The organism is Streptomyces angustmyceticus, from assembly GCF_040701845.1.
GTDB classification, from domain to species: domain Bacteria; phylum Actinomycetota; class Actinomycetes; order Streptomycetales; family Streptomycetaceae; genus Streptomyces; species Streptomyces angustmyceticus_A.
In genome coordinates this window covers 194471-214451 of record NZ_JBFBHQ010000008.1, presented here as the reverse complement: position 1 = coordinate 214451, position 19981 = coordinate 194471, and the positions used below count along the sequence as shown (strand labels likewise).

General features: G+C 72.5%; 16 protein-coding genes. 13 read left to right on the top strand and 3 right to left on the bottom strand.

Going from position 1 to position 19981, the window contains the following annotated elements; genetic code table 11:
- Positions 1-269: 269 nt before the first annotated feature.
- The 4 genes from serA (at position 270) to AB0411_RS20360 (ending at position 4398) form a co-directional block, all read left to right on the top strand.
- The gene (gene serA, locus AB0411_RS20375; RefSeq protein WP_366418668.1) at positions 270-1862 is read left to right on the top strand and encodes a phosphoglycerate dehydrogenase; all 1593 of its coding nucleotides are present in this window, start codon (positions 270-272) and stop codon (positions 1860-1862) included.
- Between the two features lie 306 nt (positions 1863-2168).
- Positions 2169-2669, top strand: a complete 501-nt coding sequence (locus tag AB0411_RS20370) for a PRC-barrel domain-containing protein (RefSeq protein ID WP_366418667.1) — start codon at positions 2169-2171, stop codon at positions 2667-2669.
- A gap of 110 nt (positions 2670-2779) precedes the next feature.
- Positions 2780-3379, top strand: coding sequence for a TetR/AcrR family transcriptional regulator (locus AB0411_RS20365; RefSeq protein ID WP_366418666.1), 600 nt, complete (start codon positions 2780-2782; stop codon positions 3377-3379).
- A 170-nt stretch (positions 3380-3549) separates the two neighbouring features.
- On the top strand, positions 3550-4398 hold the full coding sequence (locus tag AB0411_RS20360; protein WP_366418665.1) for a YwqG family protein: 849 nt from the start codon (positions 3550-3552) through the stop codon (positions 4396-4398).
- A 113-nt stretch (positions 4399-4511) separates the two neighbouring features.
- On the opposite strand, the gene AB0411_RS20355 is transcribed toward AB0411_RS20360, so the two are convergent.
- Entirely contained in the window at positions 4512-5879 is a 1368-nt protein-coding gene (locus AB0411_RS20355) for a helix-turn-helix domain-containing protein (RefSeq protein WP_366418664.1), read from the bottom strand.
- A gap of 284 nt (positions 5880-6163) precedes the next feature.
- Between AB0411_RS20355 and AB0411_RS20350 the strand changes: the two genes are divergently transcribed.
- The 3 genes from AB0411_RS20350 (at position 6164) to AB0411_RS20340 (ending at position 9481) form a co-directional block, all read left to right on the top strand.
- Positions 6164-7090, top strand: a complete 927-nt coding sequence (locus AB0411_RS20350; RefSeq protein WP_366418663.1) for a proline dehydrogenase family protein — start codon at positions 6164-6166, stop codon at positions 7088-7090.
- Between the two features lie 148 nt (positions 7091-7238).
- Positions 7239-8870: an L-glutamate gamma-semialdehyde dehydrogenase gene (gene pruA, locus AB0411_RS20345; RefSeq protein WP_366418662.1), complete on the top strand. Its 1632-nt coding sequence runs from the start codon at positions 7239-7241 to the stop codon at positions 8868-8870.
- A gap of 479 nt (positions 8871-9349) precedes the next feature.
- Positions 9350-9481 carry a hypothetical protein gene (locus AB0411_RS20340; protein ID WP_088800221.1) on the top strand — a complete coding sequence of 44 codons (132 nt, stop codon included), beginning with the start codon at positions 9350-9352 and terminating at the stop codon, positions 9479-9481.
- A gap of 165 nt (positions 9482-9646) precedes the next feature.
- Here AB0411_RS20340 and AB0411_RS20335 read toward each other — a convergent pair whose 3' ends face one another.
- Complete coding sequence (locus AB0411_RS20335) at positions 9647-11248, bottom strand: fibronectin type III domain-containing protein (RefSeq protein ID WP_366418661.1); 1602 nt, start codon at positions 11246-11248, stop codon at positions 9647-9649.
- Positions 11249-11378: 130 nt separating this feature from the next.
- Here AB0411_RS20335 and AB0411_RS20330 point away from each other — a divergent pair, with 130 nt between their 5' ends.
- Together AB0411_RS20330 and AB0411_RS20325 are read left to right on the top strand one after the other, a co-directional pair.
- The gene (locus AB0411_RS20330; RefSeq protein ID WP_366418660.1) at positions 11379-12419 is read left to right on the top strand and encodes a 3-isopropylmalate dehydrogenase; all 1041 of its coding nucleotides are present in this window, start codon (positions 11379-11381) and stop codon (positions 12417-12419) included.
- A 375-nt stretch (positions 12420-12794) separates the two neighbouring features.
- Positions 12795-13883 (top strand): branched-chain amino acid aminotransferase, encoded by a 1089-nt coding sequence (locus AB0411_RS20325; protein WP_366418659.1) that lies wholly within the window; start codon positions 12795-12797, stop codon positions 13881-13883.
- A gap of 97 nt (positions 13884-13980) precedes the next feature.
- On the opposite strand, the gene AB0411_RS20320 is transcribed toward AB0411_RS20325, so the two are convergent.
- Complete coding sequence (locus AB0411_RS20320; protein ID WP_366418658.1) at positions 13981-15438, bottom strand: cytosine permease; 1458 nt, start codon at positions 15436-15438, stop codon at positions 13981-13983.
- A 244-nt stretch (positions 15439-15682) separates the two neighbouring features.
- Here AB0411_RS20320 and ureA point away from each other — a divergent pair, with 244 nt between their 5' ends.
- The 4 genes from ureA (at position 15683) to AB0411_RS20300 (ending at position 19874) form a co-directional block, all read left to right on the top strand.
- A complete protein-coding gene (gene ureA, locus AB0411_RS20315) occupies positions 15683-16387 on the top strand; it encodes an urease subunit gamma (RefSeq protein ID WP_366418657.1) in 705 nt (234 codons plus the stop codon).
- On the top strand, positions 16384-18078 hold the full coding sequence (locus AB0411_RS20310; RefSeq protein WP_366418656.1) for an urease subunit alpha: 1695 nt from the start codon (positions 16384-16386) through the stop codon (positions 18076-18078). Before ureA ends, AB0411_RS20310 begins: the two co-directional genes overlap by 4 nt.
- A 111-nt stretch (positions 18079-18189) precedes the next feature.
- Complete coding sequence (locus AB0411_RS20305; RefSeq protein WP_366418655.1) at positions 18190-19230, top strand: agmatine deiminase family protein; 1041 nt, start codon at positions 18190-18192, stop codon at positions 19228-19230.
- Positions 19231-19265: 35 nt separating this feature from the next.
- On the top strand, positions 19266-19874 hold the full coding sequence (locus AB0411_RS20300) for a TetR/AcrR family transcriptional regulator (RefSeq protein ID WP_366418654.1): 609 nt from the start codon (positions 19266-19268) through the stop codon (positions 19872-19874).
- Positions 19875-19981 lie beyond the last annotated feature (107 nt).

Genomic DNA, 19981 nt, shown 5'->3' with positions numbered 1-19981 from the left:
CCGAATGGACAGGGGGCCGCGGAACAGCTCGCGGCCCCCTCGTCCATGCGCCCGGCCGAGACCGCCGCGGCGCCTTGTCCACCGCGTAGAACCACGCACGGGTGATCCTTCCGCATCGGCACAGGACGCGCCCCCCACCGCCACTACACTGCCAAGCACAAGCGCGTCAGGCTCACAGCGTCGTGCGTCTTCCACGCGGCTTTCCCCCTTCACCGCCTTCGGCCGTCGGGACGGCCGTCCGCGAAGGACTAGTGAGGACTGAAGACCACGTGAGCTCGAAACCCGTCGTACTCATCGCCGAAGAGCTGTCGCCCGCCACCGTCGACGCCCTCGGGCCGGACTTCGAGATCCGGCACTGCAACGGCGCGGACCGCGCCGAGCTGCTCCCCGCGATCGCCGACGTCGACGCCGTCCTCGTGCGCAGCGCGACGAAGGTCGACGCCGAGGCCATCGCCGCCGCCAAGAAGCTGAGGGTCGTCGCCCGCGCCGGCGTCGGCCTGGACAACGTCGACGTCTCCGCCGCCACCAAGGCCGGCGTGATGGTCGTCAACGCCCCGACCTCCAACATCGTCACCGCCGCCGAGCTCGCCTGCGGCCTGCTGGTCGCCACGGCCCGCAACATCCCGCAGGCCAACACCGCCCTGAAGAACGGCGAGTGGAAGCGCAGCAAGTACACCGGCGTCGAGCTCAGCGAGAAGACCCTCGGCGTGGTCGGCCTCGGCCGGATCGGCGTCCTGGTCGCGCAGCGGATGTCGGCCTTCGGCATGAAGGTCGTCGCCTACGACCCCTACGTCCAGCCGGCCCGGGCCGCGCAGATGGGCGTCAAGCTGCTGACCCTCGACGAGCTGCTGCAGGTGTCGGACTTCATCACCGTGCACCTCCCCAAGACGCCCGAGACCGTCGGTCTCATCGGCAACGAGGCGCTGCACAAGGTCAAGCCGTCGGTCCGGATCGTCAACGCCGCGCGCGGCGGGATCGTCGACGAGGCGGCGCTGGCCAGCGCGCTCAAGGAGGGCCGGGTCGCCGGCGCGGGACTCGACGTCTACGCGACCGAGCCCTGCACCGACTCGCCGCTCTTCGAGTTCGACCAGGTCGTCGCCACCCCGCACCTCGGTGCGTCGACGGGTGAGGCGCAGGAGAAGGCCGGCATCTCGGTCGCCAAGTCGGTGCGGCTCGCGCTGGCCGGCGAGCTGGTGCCGGACGCGGTCAACGTCCAGGGCGGCGTGATCGCCGAGGACGTCAAGCCGGGGCTGCCGCTGGCCGAGCGTCTCGGCCGGATCTTCACCGCGCTCGCGGGCGAGGTCGCCATGCGCCTCGACGTCGAGGTGTACGGCGAGATCACCCAGCACGACGTCAAGGTGCTCGAACTCTCCGCACTCAAGGGCGTGTTCGAGGACGTCGTGGACGAGACGGTGTCCTACGTCAACGCCCCGCTCTTCGCGCAGGAGCGCGGGGTGGAGGTGCGGCTGACGACCAGCAGCGAGTCGCCCGAGCACCGTAATGTGGTGACCGTGCGCGGCACCCTCGCGGGCGGTGACGAGGTGTCGATCTCCGGCACGCTGTCGGGCCACAAGAACACCCAGAAGATCGTCGCGGTCGGCGAGCACTCCATCGACCTGTCGCTCGCGGACCACATGGCCTTCATGCGCTACAGCGACCGCCCCGGTGTCGTCGGCACCGTCGGCCGGATCCTGGGCGAGGCGGGCATCAACATCGGCGGGATGCAGGTCTCCCGGGCCGATGTCGGCGGCGAGGCGCTGGTCGCGCTGACCGTCGACGACACGATTCCCCCGAACGTGCTCACCGAGATCGCCGAGGAGATCGGCGCGACCTCCGTGCGCGCGGTGAACCTCGGCGACTGACCCGCCGGTCTGCGCAGCTCAACGGGCCCGGGCCCCGCTTCGGCGGAGTGCTCGGGCCCGTTTGCGTGCCCGCATCGTACGGATGCCGGCGCGATCCGCGACCGCGGTTCCGGCAGGGCCGACGGGGACGCCGTTCACTCGAATGGCGTAATGACGGGCTCGGGGCGGTGCGGTCGCGGGGCCCGCCGGCGCCGTCGTGCGCCGGCCGGGGCGCCCGCCCGCCGGTCCTTTCGAGTCGCTGCGGAAGGGACGGCGTCGCGCAATGGGAAGTGTGCGGCCCGCGTCGGTGTGCGGAAGGAGAGCGCCATGAATGCACCCCTGGGAGACGCCCCCCGGAGCCTGACCGGTCTGCATGTGGTCGATGCGGACGGCGCGAAGATGGGCAAGGTCCAGCAGGTCTACCGGGACGACGCCACCAACGACCCCGAGTGGATCACGGTGCGCACCGGGCTCTTCGGCATGAAGGAGACGTTCATCCCGCTGGCCGGGGCCCGCAGGAGCGGCGACCGGCTGCATGTTCCGCACGACAAGGAGGCCGTCAGGACCGCGCCGCGGATCGACGCCGACGGGCACCTCGACCCTTCCGAGGAGGAGGAGCTCTACCGCCACTACGGGATGGCGCGGCCGAGTGCGTACGGCCTTCCGGGGACGCCGGGGCCGGGGGAGGGGCGCGGCGAGGCGCCGGACTCCGGCGGGGAGCCCGGCCCCGGCGGGGAGCCCGGGGGCGGGGCGGCGGATCCGGGTACCGGGGGGACCCCGCGCCCCGGCGGGACATCCGGGACCGGCGGGATGCCGCCGTCCGGGTAGGGCGTGCGGGGAGGGCGTGCGGAGGCCGGTGGGGGCCGTCGGGCGGAGGGTGTACGGGCGTTTAATACGGACGTCTGGTACGAGCGTATGCGCAGAGATAGGCTGCCTCCATGGGACACCGTGAAGACCTTCTGGAGGGCGCCAAGCGCTGCCTCCTGGAGAAGGGGTATGCGCGCACCACCGCCCGCGACATCGTGGCCGCATCCGGTGCCAACCTCGCCTCCATCGGATACCACTACGGCTCCAAGGACGCCCTGATGCGCCAGGCGATCATCGCGTCCACCGAGGAGTGGGGCGCCGGTGTGGCCCAGGTGCCGGCCGGCAGCGGCGGGGCGGAGGCGGGGGACACGGAGCCGCTGGAGCGGTTCGCCGCGGTCTGGGACGCGGTCCTGGAACGGATCGCCACGGAACGGGAGTTCATCGCCGCGCAGGTGGAGGTGCTGGGGCTGCTGCCGCGCGACGCGGCACTGCGCGAGGCGATCGGCGAGGTGCTCCCGGAGGGCGGCGAGGGGCTCGTCGCGGTCTTCGAAGGGGTGCCGGACACCGAGGTCGACCCGGAGGCGGCGCGGGTCGTGGGCTCCTTCTACCAGGCCCTGCTCACCGGCCTGATGGTCCAGTCCCTGCTCACGCCGGACGCCATGCCCTCCGGGCGGGACCTGGCGGCCGCACTGCGCCGGGTCACCGCGGGCGAGGTGCTGGGAAAGAAGTGACCCGGGCGGCGAGGCCCGCCTCCGCCTCCGCCCGCCTCCGCCCGGCCCCGCCTCCGCTCGGCCCCGCCTCCGCCCGGTCCCCTGAACCGTTCGGCTCCCGGAACCGCTCACCCCCTGAACCGCCGCTGGTGAACGGCCCGTTGTCAGTGGGTGGGTGCATCATGCGTGCCATGCATCAGAGCACCGCCGACGTCCTGCACGCACTCGCATATGAGCACCTTCCGCCCGAGACCGCCGAACGGTGGATCGGCCTGCTGCGGCAGGGCCTGCGCCTGGAGAAGGCCACGGACACCGATCCGGTCGCCGGGCGGCTCGGAGGTCTGCCGGAGCTGCCGGAGGCCGAGGAGTGGCCCGTATGGGAAGGGCAGGGCCCGCTCTCCTTCGTGGCGGCGCTCGACTGCGCCGCGCTCCCCTCCGCCGCCCTCGACATCGCCCTGCCGACGGAGGGAACCCTGGCCTTCTTCCACTTCGACGGGCAGGTGGACGACGGCTGGGCGGTGGTCGCCCCCGACGAGCCCGACAGCTGGGCGGGGGCACGGGTGCTGTACGTTCCCGCGGGCGTCCCCGTCGCGGAACGGGCGGCCCCGGAGGGCATCCGGCCGTATCCCGGGGTGCCGCTGACGTCGCGCGTGGAGACGACGGCGCCCTACGGGCGGCACCCGGTGGTCCGTCACGAGTTCGCGCCGATGCCCGAGGACCACCCGGTGTGCGGCGACGCCTTCGAGGAAGCCCTGTGGGACCACTCCGGGGGCACGGAGCACCGCATCGGCGGTCATGCGCACCCCGTGCAGGGCGACGTGGAGACCGAGGTCGCCCGCGGTGCCCTGGGCTCTCCGCCGTGGGACGACCCCCGTATCGGAAAGGAGGCACTCGGCTGGGTGCTGCTCGCCCAGTTCGACAGCGACGACGACGCCGACATGATGTGGGGCGACTGCGGCGTCCTCTACTGGCTCATACGCCCCGAGGACCTGGCCGAACGCCGCTTCGACCGCGCCATGTTCACCTGGCAGTGCGGCTGAGGCGGGGGAATGCGGCTGACGCGCAGCCGCCCGCCGGTGGCGGGCCGGCGGGGTGACCACGGCCGGGGCGGCGCGGTGCGGGGTGCCGGGCACCCCCGCGGCCCCGGTGCGGCTCACAACCGTGCCGCCTTGAGGGCCATGTGCAGCAGCAGCCGGTGCTCGCCGTCGTCCAGGTCGAGGCCGGTGAGCTTCTCCACCCGGCCCAGGCGGTAGTAGAGCGTCTGGCGGTGGATGCCCAGGGCCTGCGCGGTGCGGCTCGCCTGGCCCGCGCAGTCGAGGAACACCTCGGCGGTGCGCGCGAGTTCGGCGTGTGCGGGGGCCAGCAGCGGGGCGATGGCCGGGTCGGGTGCGGTGTCCGGCAGCGCGGTCAGCATGCGGTACGGGCCGAGGGCGTCCCACTGGGTGACCGGGCCGAGGCGGGGCTCGGCGCGGGCCGCGCGGGCCGCGTCCAGCGCCTCGCGCCAGGTGGCCGGGAGGTCGGTCAACTCGATGGCGGCGGGGCCGATTCCGGCGGCGCCCGGCCGGGGCGGCACGGGGTGTCCGGCGGGTCCGCCGTTGCGCTCCCTGCCGCGCCCCGCCCGCCCCTCGGCCGGGACGCCGCCCGCGCGCGGGGAGCGCAGCAGATGCTCGGCCACGGTATGGGCCGGAGCGAGCGCGCCGGCCGAACGCAGCCGCACCAGCGCGGCCAGGACGGGCGCGGCGGCCGCGGACGGCGGCCGGGCGCCTGGCGCGGTGCGGCCGGCGGGCCCCTTGCCGGACGGCGCGGCGGCATCCGCCTCGTCCGCGCCCTCGGCCGGCGCCGCGGGACCGCCCACCGGCAGGGTGCACGCCGCCAGCAGGCCCGGCAGGCTGGGCAGGGGGGCCACATCGGTGTCCGAGGTGTCCCAGGGCAGCACCGCGACCAAGGCGAGCGGGACGCCCGGGGTGAAGCGCAGACTGTCCTGCAGCGCCTCGCGCAGCGCGACCGCGGCGGCCTGCCGCCCGGTGGGCTGCGCGGCCAGCAACTCCCGCAGCAGGTCGCCGAGTTCGGACCCGGCGCGGGCCTCGTCGGCCAGCAGCGCCCCGATCCGGGCCGCGGTCTCCATCGCCTGGGCGATCCGCGGGTCGGGCGGCGCGCCGCGGCCGCCCAGTTCGAGATCGGTCAGATGCCCGTCGTCCAGCAGCCAGACATAGCCGTGGGCGATGCCCCGATGGCGTACGGGCAGGCAGATCCGCCCCTTGAAGACACCGGCCGCCGGGTCCGGCGGAATGCGCAGCGCCGTGGTGGCACGGGCGATCCCGAACGCCTCGAACCAGGCCCGTACCGCCGCCGACGAACGGCGCTGGAGGATCGAGCGGGTCCGCACGGGGTCCATGACCTCGTCGTCGTCGCCCTCGTGCGCGCCGAACGCAATCAGTCCGAAATCGCGGTCCTCCAGCGTCGCCGGGGCGCCGAGCGCCGCCGAGATCTCGTCCACGAGCTGCTGGTAATCGCCCCGCATCGGCCGCCCGGCTCCTCTCCTGTCGTCACCCCACCGGCCCCGCCGGCACCGCGGTGCCGGCACCTCCGGCCCCTGGGGCACCTTTCACCCCGCTGTCACCGCTGACCCGGCCCGCACCCCTCCATTCTCATACATCTGTCTGAGATCCCGACCACGAAGGCGTGACAGCTGTCGATGGCCGGGAAGTGGCGCGATCCTTAAATTTCAGGTGGCTCAATCTTGCCGACGCGTTCGTCCCGTCCGGCGTCCGCCGGTACTTGTCACCCTGAATCGTGGAGGTGCCCATGCTGGGTCCCGTGCTCCTCGCCGCAGCGCGCAGCGACAGCATCCGCCGCATCGTCGCGGCCGCGCCGGTCACCCGCCCCGTGGTGGACCGGTTCGTCGCCGGCGAGCGACTGGACGAGTCCATGGCGGCCGTGCGGTCCCTGGCCGCCCGTGGCCTGGAGGTCACCCTCGACCACTTGGGCGAGGACATCACCGACCCGGCCGAGGCGCTGCGCAACCGCGACGCCTACCTGCAGCTGGCCGCGGCCCTCAAGGAGCACGGACTCGGCGTCAAGGCCGAGATGTCGGTCAAGCTGTCCGCTTTCGGGCAGGCCCTGCCCGGCGGCCACGAGCTGGCGCTGAAGAACGTCACTCCCGTCGTCGAGGCCGCCGCCGAGGCCGGGACGACCGTGACCCTCGACATGGAGGACCACACCACGGTCGACTCCACCCTCGCCATCCTCGCCGACCTGCGGGAACGCTTTCCCCAGACCGGCGCGGTGCTGCAGTCCTACCTCTTCCGCACCGAGGACGACTGCCGCGCGCTCGCCGGGGAAGGCTCCCGGGTGCGGCTGGTCAAGGGCGCGTACAAGGAGCCCGCGACCGTCGCCTTCCAGGACAAGCGGGAGGTCGACAAGGCGTATGTGCGCTGCCTGAAGATCCTGATGGCCGGAGAGGGCTACCCCATGATCGGGTCGCACGACCCGAGGATGGTGGCCATCGGCCAGGAGCTGGCACACCGCAACGGACGCAAGCCGGCCGACTACGAATTCCAGATGCTGTACGGCATCCGCGAGGCGGAACAGCAGCGGCTGGTCGCCAACGGGCACCGTATGCGGGTGTACATCCCCTATGGCACCGACTGGTACGGGTACTTCATGCGCAGGCTCGCCGAGCGCCCCGCGAACCTCGGGTTCTTCCTGAGGTCGCTGGCGACCCGCGGCTGACCGCCCCGCGGGGGCGGGCGCGGGTGGATGCTGGAAGCCCGGGGCGCGTCCCGGACGGCACCGCCCGCGGCAGCCCACCCGAAGCGGCCGCGGCCGCACCACCGACGTACGAAAACCGACGAGCGAAATCGAAGGAGACACGGCCGCTATGGACGCTGTGACCCAGGTCCCCGTGCCGGTGAACGAGCCGGTCCACACCTACGCCCCCGGCAGCCCGGAGCGTTCCCGTCTGGAGGCCAAGCTCAAGGAGCTGGCCGACAACCCGATCGAGCTGCCGATGACCATCGGCGGCGAGCGTCGGATGGGCGGCGGCGAGCGTTTCGACGTCGTCCAGCCGCACCACCACGCCTCCCGGCTCGGTACGTACGCCAACGCCACCGTCAAGGACGGCCAGGACGCGGTCGACGCCGCGCTGGCCGCCGCCCCGGCCTGGCGCGCGCTGTCCTTCGACGACCGCGCCGCGATCATCCTCAAGGCCGCCGACCTGCTCTCCGGCCCCTGGCGCGAGACGATGGCCGCCGCCACCATGCTCGGCCAGTCCAAGACCGCCCAGCAGGCCGAGATCGACACCCCCTGTGAGCTCATCGACTTCTGGCGCTTCAATGTGCACTTCGCGCGCCAGATCCTCGCCGAGCAGCCCCCGGCGAACTCCCCCGGTGTCTGGAACCGCTCGGACCACCGCCCCCTCGAAGGCTTCGTCTACGCGATCACGCCCTTCAACTTCACCGCGATCGCCGGCAACCTCCCGACCGCGCCCGCCCTCATGGGCAACGTGGTGGTCTGGAAGCCGTCCCCGACGCAGACCTACGCCGCCGTGCTGCTGATGCAGCTGCTGGAGGAGGCCGGGCTGCCCAAGGGCGTCATCAACCTCGTCACCGGCGACGGCAAGGACGTCTCCGAGGTGGCGCTGACCCACCCGGACCTCGCGGGCATCCACTTCACCGGTTCGACCAAGACCTTCCAGTACCTGTGGAAGACGGTCGGCAACAACATCGAGAACTACAAGACCTACCCGCGGCTCGTCGGCGAGACCGGCGGCAAGGACTTCATCGTCGCCCACCCCTCGGCCGACCGCGCCGTGCTGAAGACCGCCATGACCCGTGGCGCCTTCGAGTTCCAGGGCCAGAAGTGCTCCGCCGCCTCCCGCGCCTACGTCCCGGCCTCGCTGTGGAACAACGGCCTCAAGGAGGAGTTCGCGGCCGAGGTCGACGCCCTGTCCATGGGCGACGTCTCGGACCTGTCGAACTTCATGTCCGCCGTCATCGACGAGCGCTCCTTCGCCAAGAACAAGGCGGCGATCGACCGCGCCAAGGCCGACCCGACCATCGAGGTCGTGGCCGGCGGCACCTACGACGACAGCGAGGGCTACTTCGTCCGCCCGACGGTCCTGGTCTCCACCGACCCGGAGAACGAGATCTTCAAGGACGAGTACTTCGGCCCGATCCTCGGCGTCTACGTCTACGACGACGCCGACTACGACGCGATGCTCACCCAGATGGAGTCCGCCTCGGCGTACGGCCTGACCGGTTGCGTCATCGCCCAGGACCGCGCCGAGGCCGCCCGCACCTGCGAGCTGCTGCGCTTCGCGGCCGGCAACTTCTACATCAACGACAAGCCGACCGGTGCCGTCGTCGGCCAGCAGCCCTTCGGCGGCGGCCGCGCGTCCGGCACCAACGACAAGGCCGGCGCCAAGCAGAACCTGATGCGCTGGACCTCCACCCGCTCCATCAAGGAGACCCTGGTCCCGCCGACGGACTACCGCTACCCGCACATGGGCTGACGCCCGCGCAACGCCGACGGCCCGGCTCCCCTCTCCCCGGGGGCGCCGGGCCGTCGGCATGGGGTCGGGCGGAGCGCGGCGGACCGGAGAGCGTCCGGTGGGCGACCCCTCGACGGACCCTTCGGTGCGACGGACGCTTCGATGATCTTGGCGTGCAGGCCCTCGGGGAGTTCCCTGGCTCCGCCGCGCCAGGGAGCGCCCCCCCATGGCTGTGACCAGCGAATGTTCCCGGATCACCAGTGCGGGCACCCGCCCGCCGTCTCAGATAGTAGGAAGCCCAAGTAATTGTGCAGACATCACGGCCGAGCTGTCCTAGCGTTGTAGGAGCCGAACGTAACGCTCCATCGAGCGATTGCGGATGTGGCCCGGTGCGCAAGCGCAGGTGACCCCTGCCGTGCCGAGGCCCCCGCGTTTTCCGGCCGCTTCTGGATCGACGCATCCCATTTCTTCTCGGGGCACTGGCATAGGAGACGTGAATCATGGCCGAGACTGCCGTCCGCAGGACCCGTCACTCCGCCCGTACGACCAGCGACGCCGACCGCAGGAATGCCGCGGCCGCCCTCCAGCGCGCCCTCGACCGCCGTGACAACGGCGGCTCCACCGGGCACTGAGCCGATGCGCGCGCGAGGCGGGTCGGTGCTGACGCGGTCGGCGTCGATGCCCTGCCGGTGCTGCTGGCGCATCCGGCTGTCCGTGGCCCGGTGGCTCTTCCTCTCCTGAGCGGTCCGAGCCTCTAGGGGCGCCCGGATGCGGGCGCCCCTAGAGGTGGCCGCTGCTCACCGCGCGGGCGGGCGGGTCACCTCGAAGTGGTCGATGCGCTCGCCGGACTCGGCGAGGGCGGTGACCTTCATCCGCGGGCGGTGGCCCGGCGAGACCTCCACGGCGATGAAGGAGAAGCCGGTGTAGCGGACCCGGGACCACTCCACGGTGTCCTTGTTCTTCACCTGGCCCTTGGCCCAGTGGTAGGTGTCGACGTGGTCGACGTCCTTGACGTGGCCCTCGTAGCTGTCCGGCACGGGGAAGTCGTACAGGGCCCGGCCCGCGCCGCCCGCGGTCACGTACACCAGACCCTCGCGGGCGGTGTCGACGCTCTCCCCGATCGGCATCTTCTTGGTGACGCGGCCGCCCTTGAGGGCGTCGGTCCGCTCGTAGATGTGGTTGTGGCCGTTGATGACCAGGTCCACCTGGTGCTTGTCGAACAGCGGCAGCCAGGCGTCGCGCACCCCGCCGTCGGAGGCGTGCGAGTTGGTGGTGGAGAAGGCGCAGTGGTGGAAGAACACCACGATGAAGTCGATGCCGTCGCTGGCCCGCAGTTCGGCCAGCCTGCGATCCAGCCAGCGGGTCTGCTTGCCGCCGGTGTAGCCCTGGTTGGCGGGGATCTCGTACGACACGTCGTTGGCGTCCAGGGCGACGACCGCGGTGTTGCCGTAGGTGAAGGAGTAGACGCCGGGGGCGTTCTCGGCGTCCGGGCCGTTGCCGGGCAGCGTCCAGCGGGCCTGCTGGCCGCCGTAGCCGTGGGGGGAGTACCAGGCCTCCATGTCGTGGTTGCCGGTGGTCACCATCCACGGCACGGACTTGGCCACCGACTCGGTCTGCGCGAGGAACTGGTCCCACACCCGGGCGTCGTAGGCGTCGTGCTCGGAGCCGTCGCCGTCGGTGTCCGCGTAGCAGATGTCGCCGGCGTGCAGGTGGAAGGACGGGTTCTGACCCAGGATCAACTGGTCGTTGGCGAGGGCGTGGTAGCTCACGCCCTGGTCGCCGAAGGCGGTGAAGACGAACCTCTCGGGCCGGGCCGGGGCGGTGCGGAAGGTGCCGATGGTGGAGAAGTGGCGCGGGTCGGCGGGGTCGAAGCCGTCGTGGCCCACACCGTAGTAGTACGTCGTTCCCGGGCGCAGCCCGTCCAGCGCGGCGTGCAGGTAGTACTGCTGCACGGCGGGCAGCGCGGCGGACAGCGCGGGGGTGTGCAGATCGCGCACCTCGGCCTCGATCCTGCGCCCCAGGTCCCACGGCTCGGTCCCCACCCGCAGATACGGCCGCCCGACCGTGAACGGCACCTGCCAGCTCACCCGCATCTGGCTCCTGGGGTCGGCGCCGAAGGCCAGGTGGCGGCCGAACGGGGCGACCAGCGCACCGTCGACGCCGACGGCGGCGGGGGAGGCCGGCAGGGTGGGGGAGGCCTGGGCCGAACCGGCCAGCAGACCGGAGCCCGCGACGACTCCGGCGGTCGCGGCCGAGGTGCGCAGCAGACCGCGGCGGCTCAGCTTCGTACGGAGGTAGTCGTGCTGCTCGGGCATGCTCATCCGGGCCGCCAGCTGCTCCGGAATGCCGACGCGCGGGGTGTGCGAGGGCGGGTGGGTCCCCCGGGTGTTTCCAGTCATGGCGCCGAAGGTGGCAGGGCGAACCGACCGCGACGGGGACAGCGGGTGAACGGCGGCTGACCGGCTCCCCACCTGTCCGTATGGCGGACGTTACGTGTCAATCCATGGGACGGAGAGTAGGGTCCGCAGCATGTCTCGCAGCATTCGCCTCGCAGTGATCCCCGGTGACGGTATCGGCCAGGAGGTCGTGGCCCAGGGCCTGAAGGTCCTGACCGCGGTCCTCCCGCAGGACGTCAAGCTGGAAACCCAGGAGTACGACCTCGGCGCCCGGCGATGGCATGCGACCGGTGAGACCCTGCCCGACGAGGAGTTGGAGTCGCTCAAGCAGCACGACGCGATCCTGCTCGGCGCGATCGGCGACCCGTCCGTGCCCTCCGGGGTGCTGGAGCGCGGTCTGCTGCTCAAGCTCCGCTTCGCCTTCGACCACTTCGTGAACCTGCGCCCGTCGAAGCTCTTCCCGAACACCGCCACGCCGCTCGCCGGCCGCCCCGACATCGACTTCGTGGTGGTCCGCGAGGGCACCGAGGGCCCGTACACCGGCAACGGCGGCAGCCTGCGCACCGGCACCCCCGCCGAGGTCGCCACCGAGGTCAGCCTCAACACCGCCTACGGCGTCGAGCGCGTGGTCCGCGACGCCTACGAGCGGGCCAACGCCCGCCCGCGCAAGAAGCTGACGCTGGTGCACAAGAACAACGTCCTGGTGTACGCGGGCCACATGTGGAAGAACATCTTCGACAAGGTCGGCCAGGAGTACCCCGAGGTCACCACCGACTACCTGCACGTCGACGCCGCGACGATCTTCTTCGTCACCCAGCCCGAGCGGTTCGACGTGATCGTCACCGACAACCTCTTCGGCGACATCCTCACCGACCTCGCCGCGGCCGTCACCGGCGGCATCGGCCTCGCCGCCTCCGGGAACATCAACCCGACCGGTGAGTTCCCCTCGATGTTCGAGCCGGTGCACGGCTCCGCACCGGACATCGCCGGCACCGGCAAGGCCGACCCCACGGCGACGATCCTCTCCGTGGCCCTGCTCCTCCGTCACCTCGGCTACGCGCCGCAGGCCGCCCGGATCGAGGAGGCCGTGGCCGCCGACCTGGAGGCCCGGGAGGGCTCGGCGCGCAGCACGGACGAGATCGGCGACGCCCTCGCCGCACGCGTAGCGGGCTGAGGCCCGCAGCGCACACCCGCACACGGACAGCGCCGGGCCCGTCACGGGCCCGGCGCTGTCCGCGTCGCGCATCCCCCGGGTCCGCCGCCCGCGGGATGCGACCATCGGACCCGGAACGGGCCCTCGGTTCCGGTGGCCGATACCCGGGGGCGATAATCGGACGTGGCAGCGCCGCCCGCGAGGAAACTCGGACGTCCAAGTAACGACCGGTACGTTCAAGAAGTCGTGCGCGGCCGCCGCACACACCGCACCGGTGCCGCATGGTGGGGGCCGCCCCCCTGACCCCCGGCCGGAGGGCTGGGCCGGTGACGCTCCTCCAGCTCATGCTGGGAGGTACCTGCAGGGATCGGAACACGCAGTGAAGGACAGGCATTCATGACGACGCCCACGATCGAGCTCAAGCCCTCCTCGCACCCGCTCTCCGACGCGGAGCGGGCGCAGATCCTGGCCGCCCCCGGCTTCGGCCGCCACTTCACCGACCACATGGTGACGATCAAGTGGACCGAGGGCCGCGGCTGGCACGACGGGCAGCTGGTGCCGTACGGGCCGCTCTCCCTCGACCCGGCGACCAACGTCCTGCACTACGCGCAGGAGATCTTCGAGGGCCTCAAGGCCTACCGGCAGCCCGACGGCTCCGTCGCCACGTTCCGCCCCGACGCCAACGCCCGGCGCTTCCAGGCCTCCGCGCGCCGGCTGGCCATGCCGGAGCTGCCCGTCGAGACCTTCATCGAGGCCTGTGACCTGCTCGTCCAGCAGGACAAGGGCTGGGTGCCGGCGCACGGCGGCGAGGAGTCGCTCTACCTGCGCCCCTTCATGATCGCGACCGAGGTCGGCCTGGGCGTGAAGCCCGCCAACGAGTACCTCTTCGTGGTCATCGCCTCGCCCGCCGGCGCGTACTTCGCCGGTGGCGTCAAGCCCGTCTCCATCTGGCTGTCCGAGGACCGGGTGCGCGCCGTCCCCGGCGGCATGGGCGACGCCAAGACCGGCGGCAACTACGCCGCGTCGCTGCTCGCGCAGGCGGAGGCCGCCGCGCACGGCTGTGACCAGGTCGCCTACCTCGACGCCGTGGAGCACAAGTGGGTCGAGGAGCTCGGCGGCATGAACCTGTACTTCGTGTACGGCGACAAGATCGTCACCCCCACGTTGACCGGCTCGCTCCTCGCCGGCGTCACCCGTGATTCCCTGCTGTCCGTCGCCCGCGACCTGGGCTACGCGTCGGAGGAGGCCCGGGTCTCCATCGACCAGTGGCGGGCCGACACCGAGAACGGCACGCTCACCGAGGTCTTCGCCTGCGGTACGGCCGCCGTGATCACCCCGGTCGGCACGGTCAAGAGCGCGGGCGGCGAGTGGGTCCAGTCCGGCGGCGAGCCCGGCAAGGTCACGCTGAAGCTGCGGGACGCGCTCCTCGACGTCCAGCGCGGCATCGCCGACGACAAGCACGGCTGGATGCACCCGCTGGGCTGATCCGGGTTTCCGGGCAGCCGGCCGAGGCCGCTCCCGGACGGACCGAGGCCGCCCCCGACGTCGCGTCGGGGGCGGCCTCGGTCGTGTCCCGGCCGGTTCAGCCGGCCTCCGCGGGGGCCTTCGCCGGGGCAGGGGCGTCGGGGGCGGGCGGCACCGCGCGCAGCGCCGCGACCGGGCGCGGGTCCCGGGCGGAGAGGGCGAGGTGGACGAGGCCGCCCACGGCCGCCGCGAGCAGGAAGCTGATGTCGATACCGCCGGTCACGGGGAGCAGCGGCCCCTGGTAGAAGGGCGTGTCCACGCCCAGCAGGCCGACCGCCGAGCCCAGCGCCCAGGCGGCGGTGGCCCGGACGTTCCAGCCCGCCCGGTACCAGTACGCGCCGCCACGGGTGCCGCGGTTGTAGACCTGCAGGGACTCCGGGTCGTAGGCGCCGCGGCAGCGGACGAAGCCGATCACGGTGATCACCGCCCAGGGGGTGCCCACGGCCGTCATCAGCAGGACGAAGGAGGTCATCGCGTCCTGGGCGGCCCACAGGAAGTGGCCGGCGTACACCAGCGCGGTGGAGAGCGCGGCGACGACGTAGGTGGCCTGGGTGCGGCTGGCGCGCGGCAGGATCGCGTCCAGGTCGAGGCCCATGCTGTAGAGCATCAGGCCGGAGTTGCCGACCGAGCCGGCCGAGGCGTTGAGCAACAGCAGCGCCAGGTACCAGAACGGGGCGCCGGCCACCAGCGGCCCCGCGTAGTCCTCGCCCGCGCCGACGGCGAGCGCCGTGAACGTACCGAAGAGCTGGGGCACCAGGAGGCCGACCAGCAGGCCCAGACAGGTGGCGCCGAAGACCTTGCGCGGGCTGTGCCGGTGCGGGGAGATGTAGCGGCTGTAGTCGCCGAGCAGGGTGATGAACGCGATGGGGCCGCTGAGCCCGGCGGAGACGGCGGCCAGCAGCCAGGTCTGCCAGAAGCCGCCGAGCAGATAGCCGCCGGCGTGCGGCGCCGCGGTGGTGAAGGTGCCCGCGTACGCCACGACGCCGACGGCCAGCAGGACGGTCAGTCCGACGGCGAGCACCTTGCTCAGCCGCAGCAGCACCCGGTAGCCGTAGACCGCGCCGACCGCGGTGGCGCCCGCCAGGAGGGCGTAGACCAGCGCGTAGGTCGTGCCGCTCGACGGCAGCCCGGTCAGGCGGTGCAGGCAGCCGACGACCGCGTCGCCGCCGACCCACAGCGTCAGCGCGGTGTAGCCCAGCGACAGCAGCAGGCCGATGACCGAGCCGATCAGCCGGCCGCGCACGCCGAAGTGGGCGCCGCTGCTGGTGGACAGGTTGGTGGCGCTGCGCAGCGAGACCAGCGCGAGCGGGGCGGTCAGCAGGGTGCCGACGACGGTGCCGGCCACCAGGGAGGTCACCGAGGGCCAGAAGCCGAGCCCGAAGGAGACCGGGAGCCAGCCGAAGATCACCACGCCGAGGGCGAGGTTCGACCCGAGCAGGATCGAGATCAGGTCGCGAGGGCCGCTGGTGCGTTCCTCGTCCGGGATGGTGTCGACTCCGCGTTGTTCGATCGGCATGAGGGCTCCCCTGAGAGGCCGGACAACAGTGGGTGAGCAGCGCTCCGGGGGCCGTGTTCCGTACGGGGGCGGTGCGCGCCGGGCGCTGTTCACGCTGTCGAGATCATGTAGAGCGGCGCTCTATCCGCCGCATCTTTTAGAGCAGCGCTCAATGTCGCTCATCCCTGTGCTCTCGGTCAATGCTTTCGTCCCGGCCGATTTCGTGGTTAGAGTGTCGCTCTAATCGATCGGGAGGAGTGACGGGATGCGGTTGACCCCGACAGAACGCGACCGGCTGCTGCTGTTCGGCGCGGCCGAACTGGCGCGGACGCGCCGGGCCCGCGGACTGAAGCTGAACGTGCCCGAGGCGACCGCGTTGATCGCGGACACAGTCTGCGAGGCGGCGCGGGACGGGCGCCGCCTCGCTCAGGCCATCGAGGCGGCGCGCGGCGTGCTCGGCCCGGACGACGTGCTGCCGGGCGTGGCCGATGTCGTCACCGAGGTGCATGTGGAGGCCGTCTTCGACGACGGCTCCCGGCTCGCGGTGGTCACCGACCCGATCGGCGCCGGCTCCCCGGCCGCCGGGAGCGACCGGGCACCCGCGCCCGGGGCGGTGCTCCCCGGACCGGCCGGCCAGGAACCCGTGCCCGCGGTCCGCCTGACCGTGCGCAACACCGCGACGGTGCCGGTCAGCGTCACCTCGCACTTCCACTTCTTCGAGGCCAACCCCCGGCTGGACTTCGACCGGGCCGCCGCCTACGGCATGCGGCTGTGCGTCCCGGCCGGCTCGTCGGTGCGGTTCGACCCCGGCGGCGCCGAGGAGGTGGGCCTGGTCCCGATCGGCGGTGACCGGATCGCGATCGGCTTCGCCGGTCTGGTGGACGGCCCGCTGGACGCGCCGGGCGCGAAGACGGAAGCGCTGCGGCGGGCCGCCGCCTGCGGCTACCTGGGAGCGGAGGAGCAGGCATGACCGGGACCATCGACCCCCACGAGTACGCGTCGGTGCACGGCCCGCGGGCCGGCGACCGGGTCGTCCTCGGCGACTCGGGCCTGGTCGTCCGCGTCGAGTCCGATTCCCAGCGGCCCGGCGACGAGTTCCTGGCCGGCTTCGGCAAGACCGCCAGGGACGGGCTGCACCTCAAGGCCGCTTCGGTCCGCGAGACCTGCGACGTGGTGATCAGCAATGTGCTGGTCATCGACGCCGTCCAGGGCATCCGCAAGGTGTCGATCGGCATCCGTGAGGGCCGTATCCACGCCATAGGGCGGGCAGGCAACCCCGACACCCTCGACGGCGTCGAGGTCGTCGTCGGCACCGGCACCTCGATCGTCTCCGGCGAGGGCATGATCGCCACCGCGGGCGCCGTCGACACCCATGTCCATCTGCTCTCGCCCCGCGTCATGGAGGCCTCGCTGGCCTCCGGTGTGACCACGATCATCGGCCAGGAGTTCGGGCCGGTCTGGGGCGTCGGCGTCAACTCCCCCTGGGCGCTGGGGCACGCCTTCGGCGCGTTCGACGCCTGGCCGGTGAACATCGGCTTCCTGGGCCGCGGCTCCTCGTCGGGCGACGCCCCGCTCGTCGAGGCGCTCGCCGAGGGCGGCGCCTGCGGCTTCAAGGTGCACGAGGACATGGGCGCGCACGCCCGGGCCCTGGACACCGCGCTGCGGGTCGCCGAGGACCACGACGTCCAGGTCGCCCTGCACAGCGACGGCCTCAACGAATGCCTCACCGTCGAGGACACCCTGCGGGTGCTGGACGGCCGGACCATCCACGCCTTCCACATCGAGGGCTGCGGCGGCGGCCATGTCCCCAACGTCCTGAAGATGGCCGGGGTCCCCAACGTCATCGGCTCCTCCACCAACCCCACCCTCCCCTTCGGGCGGGACGCGGTCGCCGAGCACTACGGCATGATCGTCTCGGTCCACGACCTGAAGACCGATCTGCCGGGCGACGCCGCGATGGCCCGCGACCGCATCCGGGCCGGCACGATGGGCGCCGAGGACGTGCTGCACGACCTCGGGGCGATCGGCATCACCTCCTCCGACGCCCAGGGCATGGGCCGCGCGGGCGAGACCGTCCGCCGCACCTTCGCGATGGCGGGCAAGATGAAGGCCGAACTCGGCCCGCTGGAGGGCGACGGCCCGCACGACGACAATGCCCGGGTGCTGCGCTACGTCGCCAAGCTGACCCTCAACCCCGCCATCGCGCACGGCCTTTCGCACGAGATCGGGTCGATCGAGGTCGGCAAGATGGCCGACATCGTGCTGTGGAAGCCGCAGTTCTTCGGCGCCAAGCCGCAGCTGGTGCTGAAGTCCGGCTTCCCCGCCTACGGCGTCACCGGCGACCCCAACGCCGCCACCGACACCTGCGAACCCCTGGTGCTCGGCCCGCAGTTCGGTGCGCACGGGGCGACCCCCGCGGAGATCTCCGTCGCCTTCGTCGCCCGCGCGGCGGCCGAACAGGGCGGTGACGGGCTGCCCACCCGCCGCCGCCGGGTCGCCGTCCGCGGCACCCGCGGCATCGGCCCCGGCGACCTCGTCCACAACTCCCGTATCGGACAGGTGCAGGTCGACGGGCGCAGCGGCCTGGTCACCCTCGACGGCGACCCGATGCGCTCGGAGCCGGCCGACACCGTCTCGCTCTCGCGCCTGTACTTCCTGTAACAGCCCGGCCCGAGCACCCCGGCCGGCGCGGCGGCCCGCCGCGCCGGCCGGCCGCCGCCCCGCCCCCGCCCCGTGACACCGACCGCCACCGCGAACCGTGAGGACCCCCGCATGAACACCCCTGCCGCCGACGGCTTCCGCATGCCCCCGGAGTGGGCCCGCCACGAGCGCACCTGGATGGCCTGGCCAGGGCCCAACTTCACCTTCGGCGCGGAGGGCGGCGAGACACTGGCCGGGGCCCGCCGCGCCTGGGCCGCGGTCGCGCGCGCGGTGCGCCGCTTCGAGCCGGTCACCGTCGTCGCGGGACCGGGCCAGTCCGAGGGCGCCCGCGCGCTCCTCGGCGCGGACATCGACCTCGTCGAGCGCCCGCTGAACGACGCCTGGATGCGTGACATCGGCCCCACCTTCCTCACCGACGGCACGGGCCGACTCGCCGCGGCCGACTGGGTGTTCAACGGCTGGGGCGCCCAGGAATGGGCCCGCTGGGACCTCGACGAGAAGATCGCCGAGCAGGTGTGCGGGCTGGCCGGCGCCCGCCGCTACGCCACCGGCCTGGTCAACGAGGGCGGCGGCATCCACGTCGACGGCGAGGGGACGGTCCTGCTCACCGAGACCGTCCAGCTCGACCCGGGCCGCAACCCCGGCCGTACGCAGGAGGACGTCGAGGCCGAGATCCACGCCCACCTCGGCACCACCAAGGCGATCTGGCTGCCGCGCGGCCTGGCCGCCGACTACGGGCAGTTCGGCACCCGCGGCCATGTCGACATCGTCGCCGCCTTCGCCCGCCCCGGCACCGTGCTCGTCCACACCCAGCCCGACCCCGGCCACCCCGACCACGCGATCGGCACCGAGATCGCCAAGCTGCTGCGGTCCTCGACCGACGCCAGGGGCCGGCGGCTGGAGGTCGTCGAGGTGCCCGCGCCGACCGTCGTGGAGGAGGACGGCGAACTGGTCGACTACTCCTACATCAACCACTACCTCTGCAACGATGGCGTGGTGCTGTGCGGCTTCGACGACCCCCGTGACGAGGAGGCGGCCGCGATCTTCCGCAGGCTCTTCCCCGGGCGGACGGTGACCCTGGTCGACGCCCGTACGATCTTCGCAGCGGGTGGCGGTATCCACTGCATCACCCAGCAGCAGCCGAAGGCCTGACCCGCAGGCCCCGTCCAGCCGACCCGGAGGTCCCCGTGCCCGGTCCCGTGCGCCGCCCGCGGCGCCGGCTCAGCCAGCCCCGCGAGCAGGTCCTCGCCGCGGCGATGACGACCATCGCCGCGGAGGGCCTGGACCGGCTGACGATGGCCGGTCTGGGCCGCGAGGTCGGCATGAGCAGCGGCCACATCCTGTACTACTTCGGTACGAAGGACGAGCTGCTGCTGCAGACCCTCCAGTGGAGCGAGGAGCAGCTCGGCGCCGAGCGCCGGGCCGCCCTCTCCCGCCGCGTCCCCGCCCGCGAACGGCTGGACGCCCTGGTCGACCTCTACCTCCCCGAAGGCCACCGCGACCCGCGCTGGACGCTGTGGCTGGAGGTGTGGAACCGCTCCCAGAGCGCCGACGACGAGACCCGCGAGCGCCAGCTCGACCTCGAACTCGCCTGGCACCGCGACCTGGTGGCGCTCCTCGTCGAGGGCATCTCGAAGGGCGAGTTCCGCCCCGTCGACGCCGAACGCTTCGCCACCCGCACCCGCGCCCTCCTCGACGGCTTCGGCACCCACCTGGTCGTCGGCCTGCCGGGCACGGACCGGGAGCGCGTACGCGACCACATACGGGAGTTCCTGGACGAGTCGCTGACCGCCTGACCGCCTGACCGCCTGACCGGAGCCGGCGCACCGGCCGCCGGCCGTCCCGTGACCGCAACGCACGCAAGTACCTGCGATCGTTGCCGACCACGCTCTTGCCGAAGACC

Coding starts and splice junctions, on each gene's coding strand:
- AB0411_RS20370 (WP_366418667.1), top strand. CDS start 2,169: ATGAATGCACCCCTGGGAGACGCCCCCCGGAGCCTGACCGGTCTGCAT.
- AB0411_RS20365 (WP_366418666.1), top strand. CDS start 2,780: ATGGGACACCGTGAAGACCTTCTGGAGGGCGCCAAGCGCTGCCTCCTG.
- AB0411_RS20360 (WP_366418665.1), top strand. CDS start 3,550: ATGCATCAGAGCACCGCCGACGTCCTGCACGCACTCGCATATGAGCAC.
- AB0411_RS20355 (WP_366418664.1), bottom strand. CDS start 5,879: ATGCGGGGCGATTACCAGCAGCTCGTGGACGAGATCTCGGCGGCGCTC.
- AB0411_RS20350 (WP_366418663.1), top strand. CDS start 6,164: ATGCTGGGTCCCGTGCTCCTCGCCGCAGCGCGCAGCGACAGCATCCGC.
- pruA (WP_366418662.1), top strand. CDS start 7,239: ATGGACGCTGTGACCCAGGTCCCCGTGCCGGTGAACGAGCCGGTCCAC.
- AB0411_RS20340 (WP_088800221.1), top strand. CDS start 9,350: ATGGCCGAGACTGCCGTCCGCAGGACCCGTCACTCCGCCCGTACGACC.
- AB0411_RS20335 (WP_366418661.1), bottom strand. CDS start 11,248: ATGACTGGAAACACCCGGGGGACCCACCCGCCCTCGCACACCCCGCGC.
- AB0411_RS20330 (WP_366418660.1), top strand. CDS start 11,379: ATGTCTCGCAGCATTCGCCTCGCAGTGATCCCCGGTGACGGTATCGGC.
- AB0411_RS20325 (WP_366418659.1), top strand. CDS start 12,795: ATGACGACGCCCACGATCGAGCTCAAGCCCTCCTCGCACCCGCTCTCC.
- AB0411_RS20320 (WP_366418658.1), bottom strand. CDS start 15,438: ATGCCGATCGAACAACGCGGAGTCGACACCATCCCGGACGAGGAACGC.
- ureA (WP_366418657.1), top strand. CDS start 15,683: ATGCGGTTGACCCCGACAGAACGCGACCGGCTGCTGCTGTTCGGCGCG.
- AB0411_RS20310 (WP_366418656.1), top strand. CDS start 16,384: ATGACCGGGACCATCGACCCCCACGAGTACGCGTCGGTGCACGGCCCG.
- AB0411_RS20305 (WP_366418655.1), top strand. CDS start 18,190: ATGAACACCCCTGCCGCCGACGGCTTCCGCATGCCCCCGGAGTGGGCC.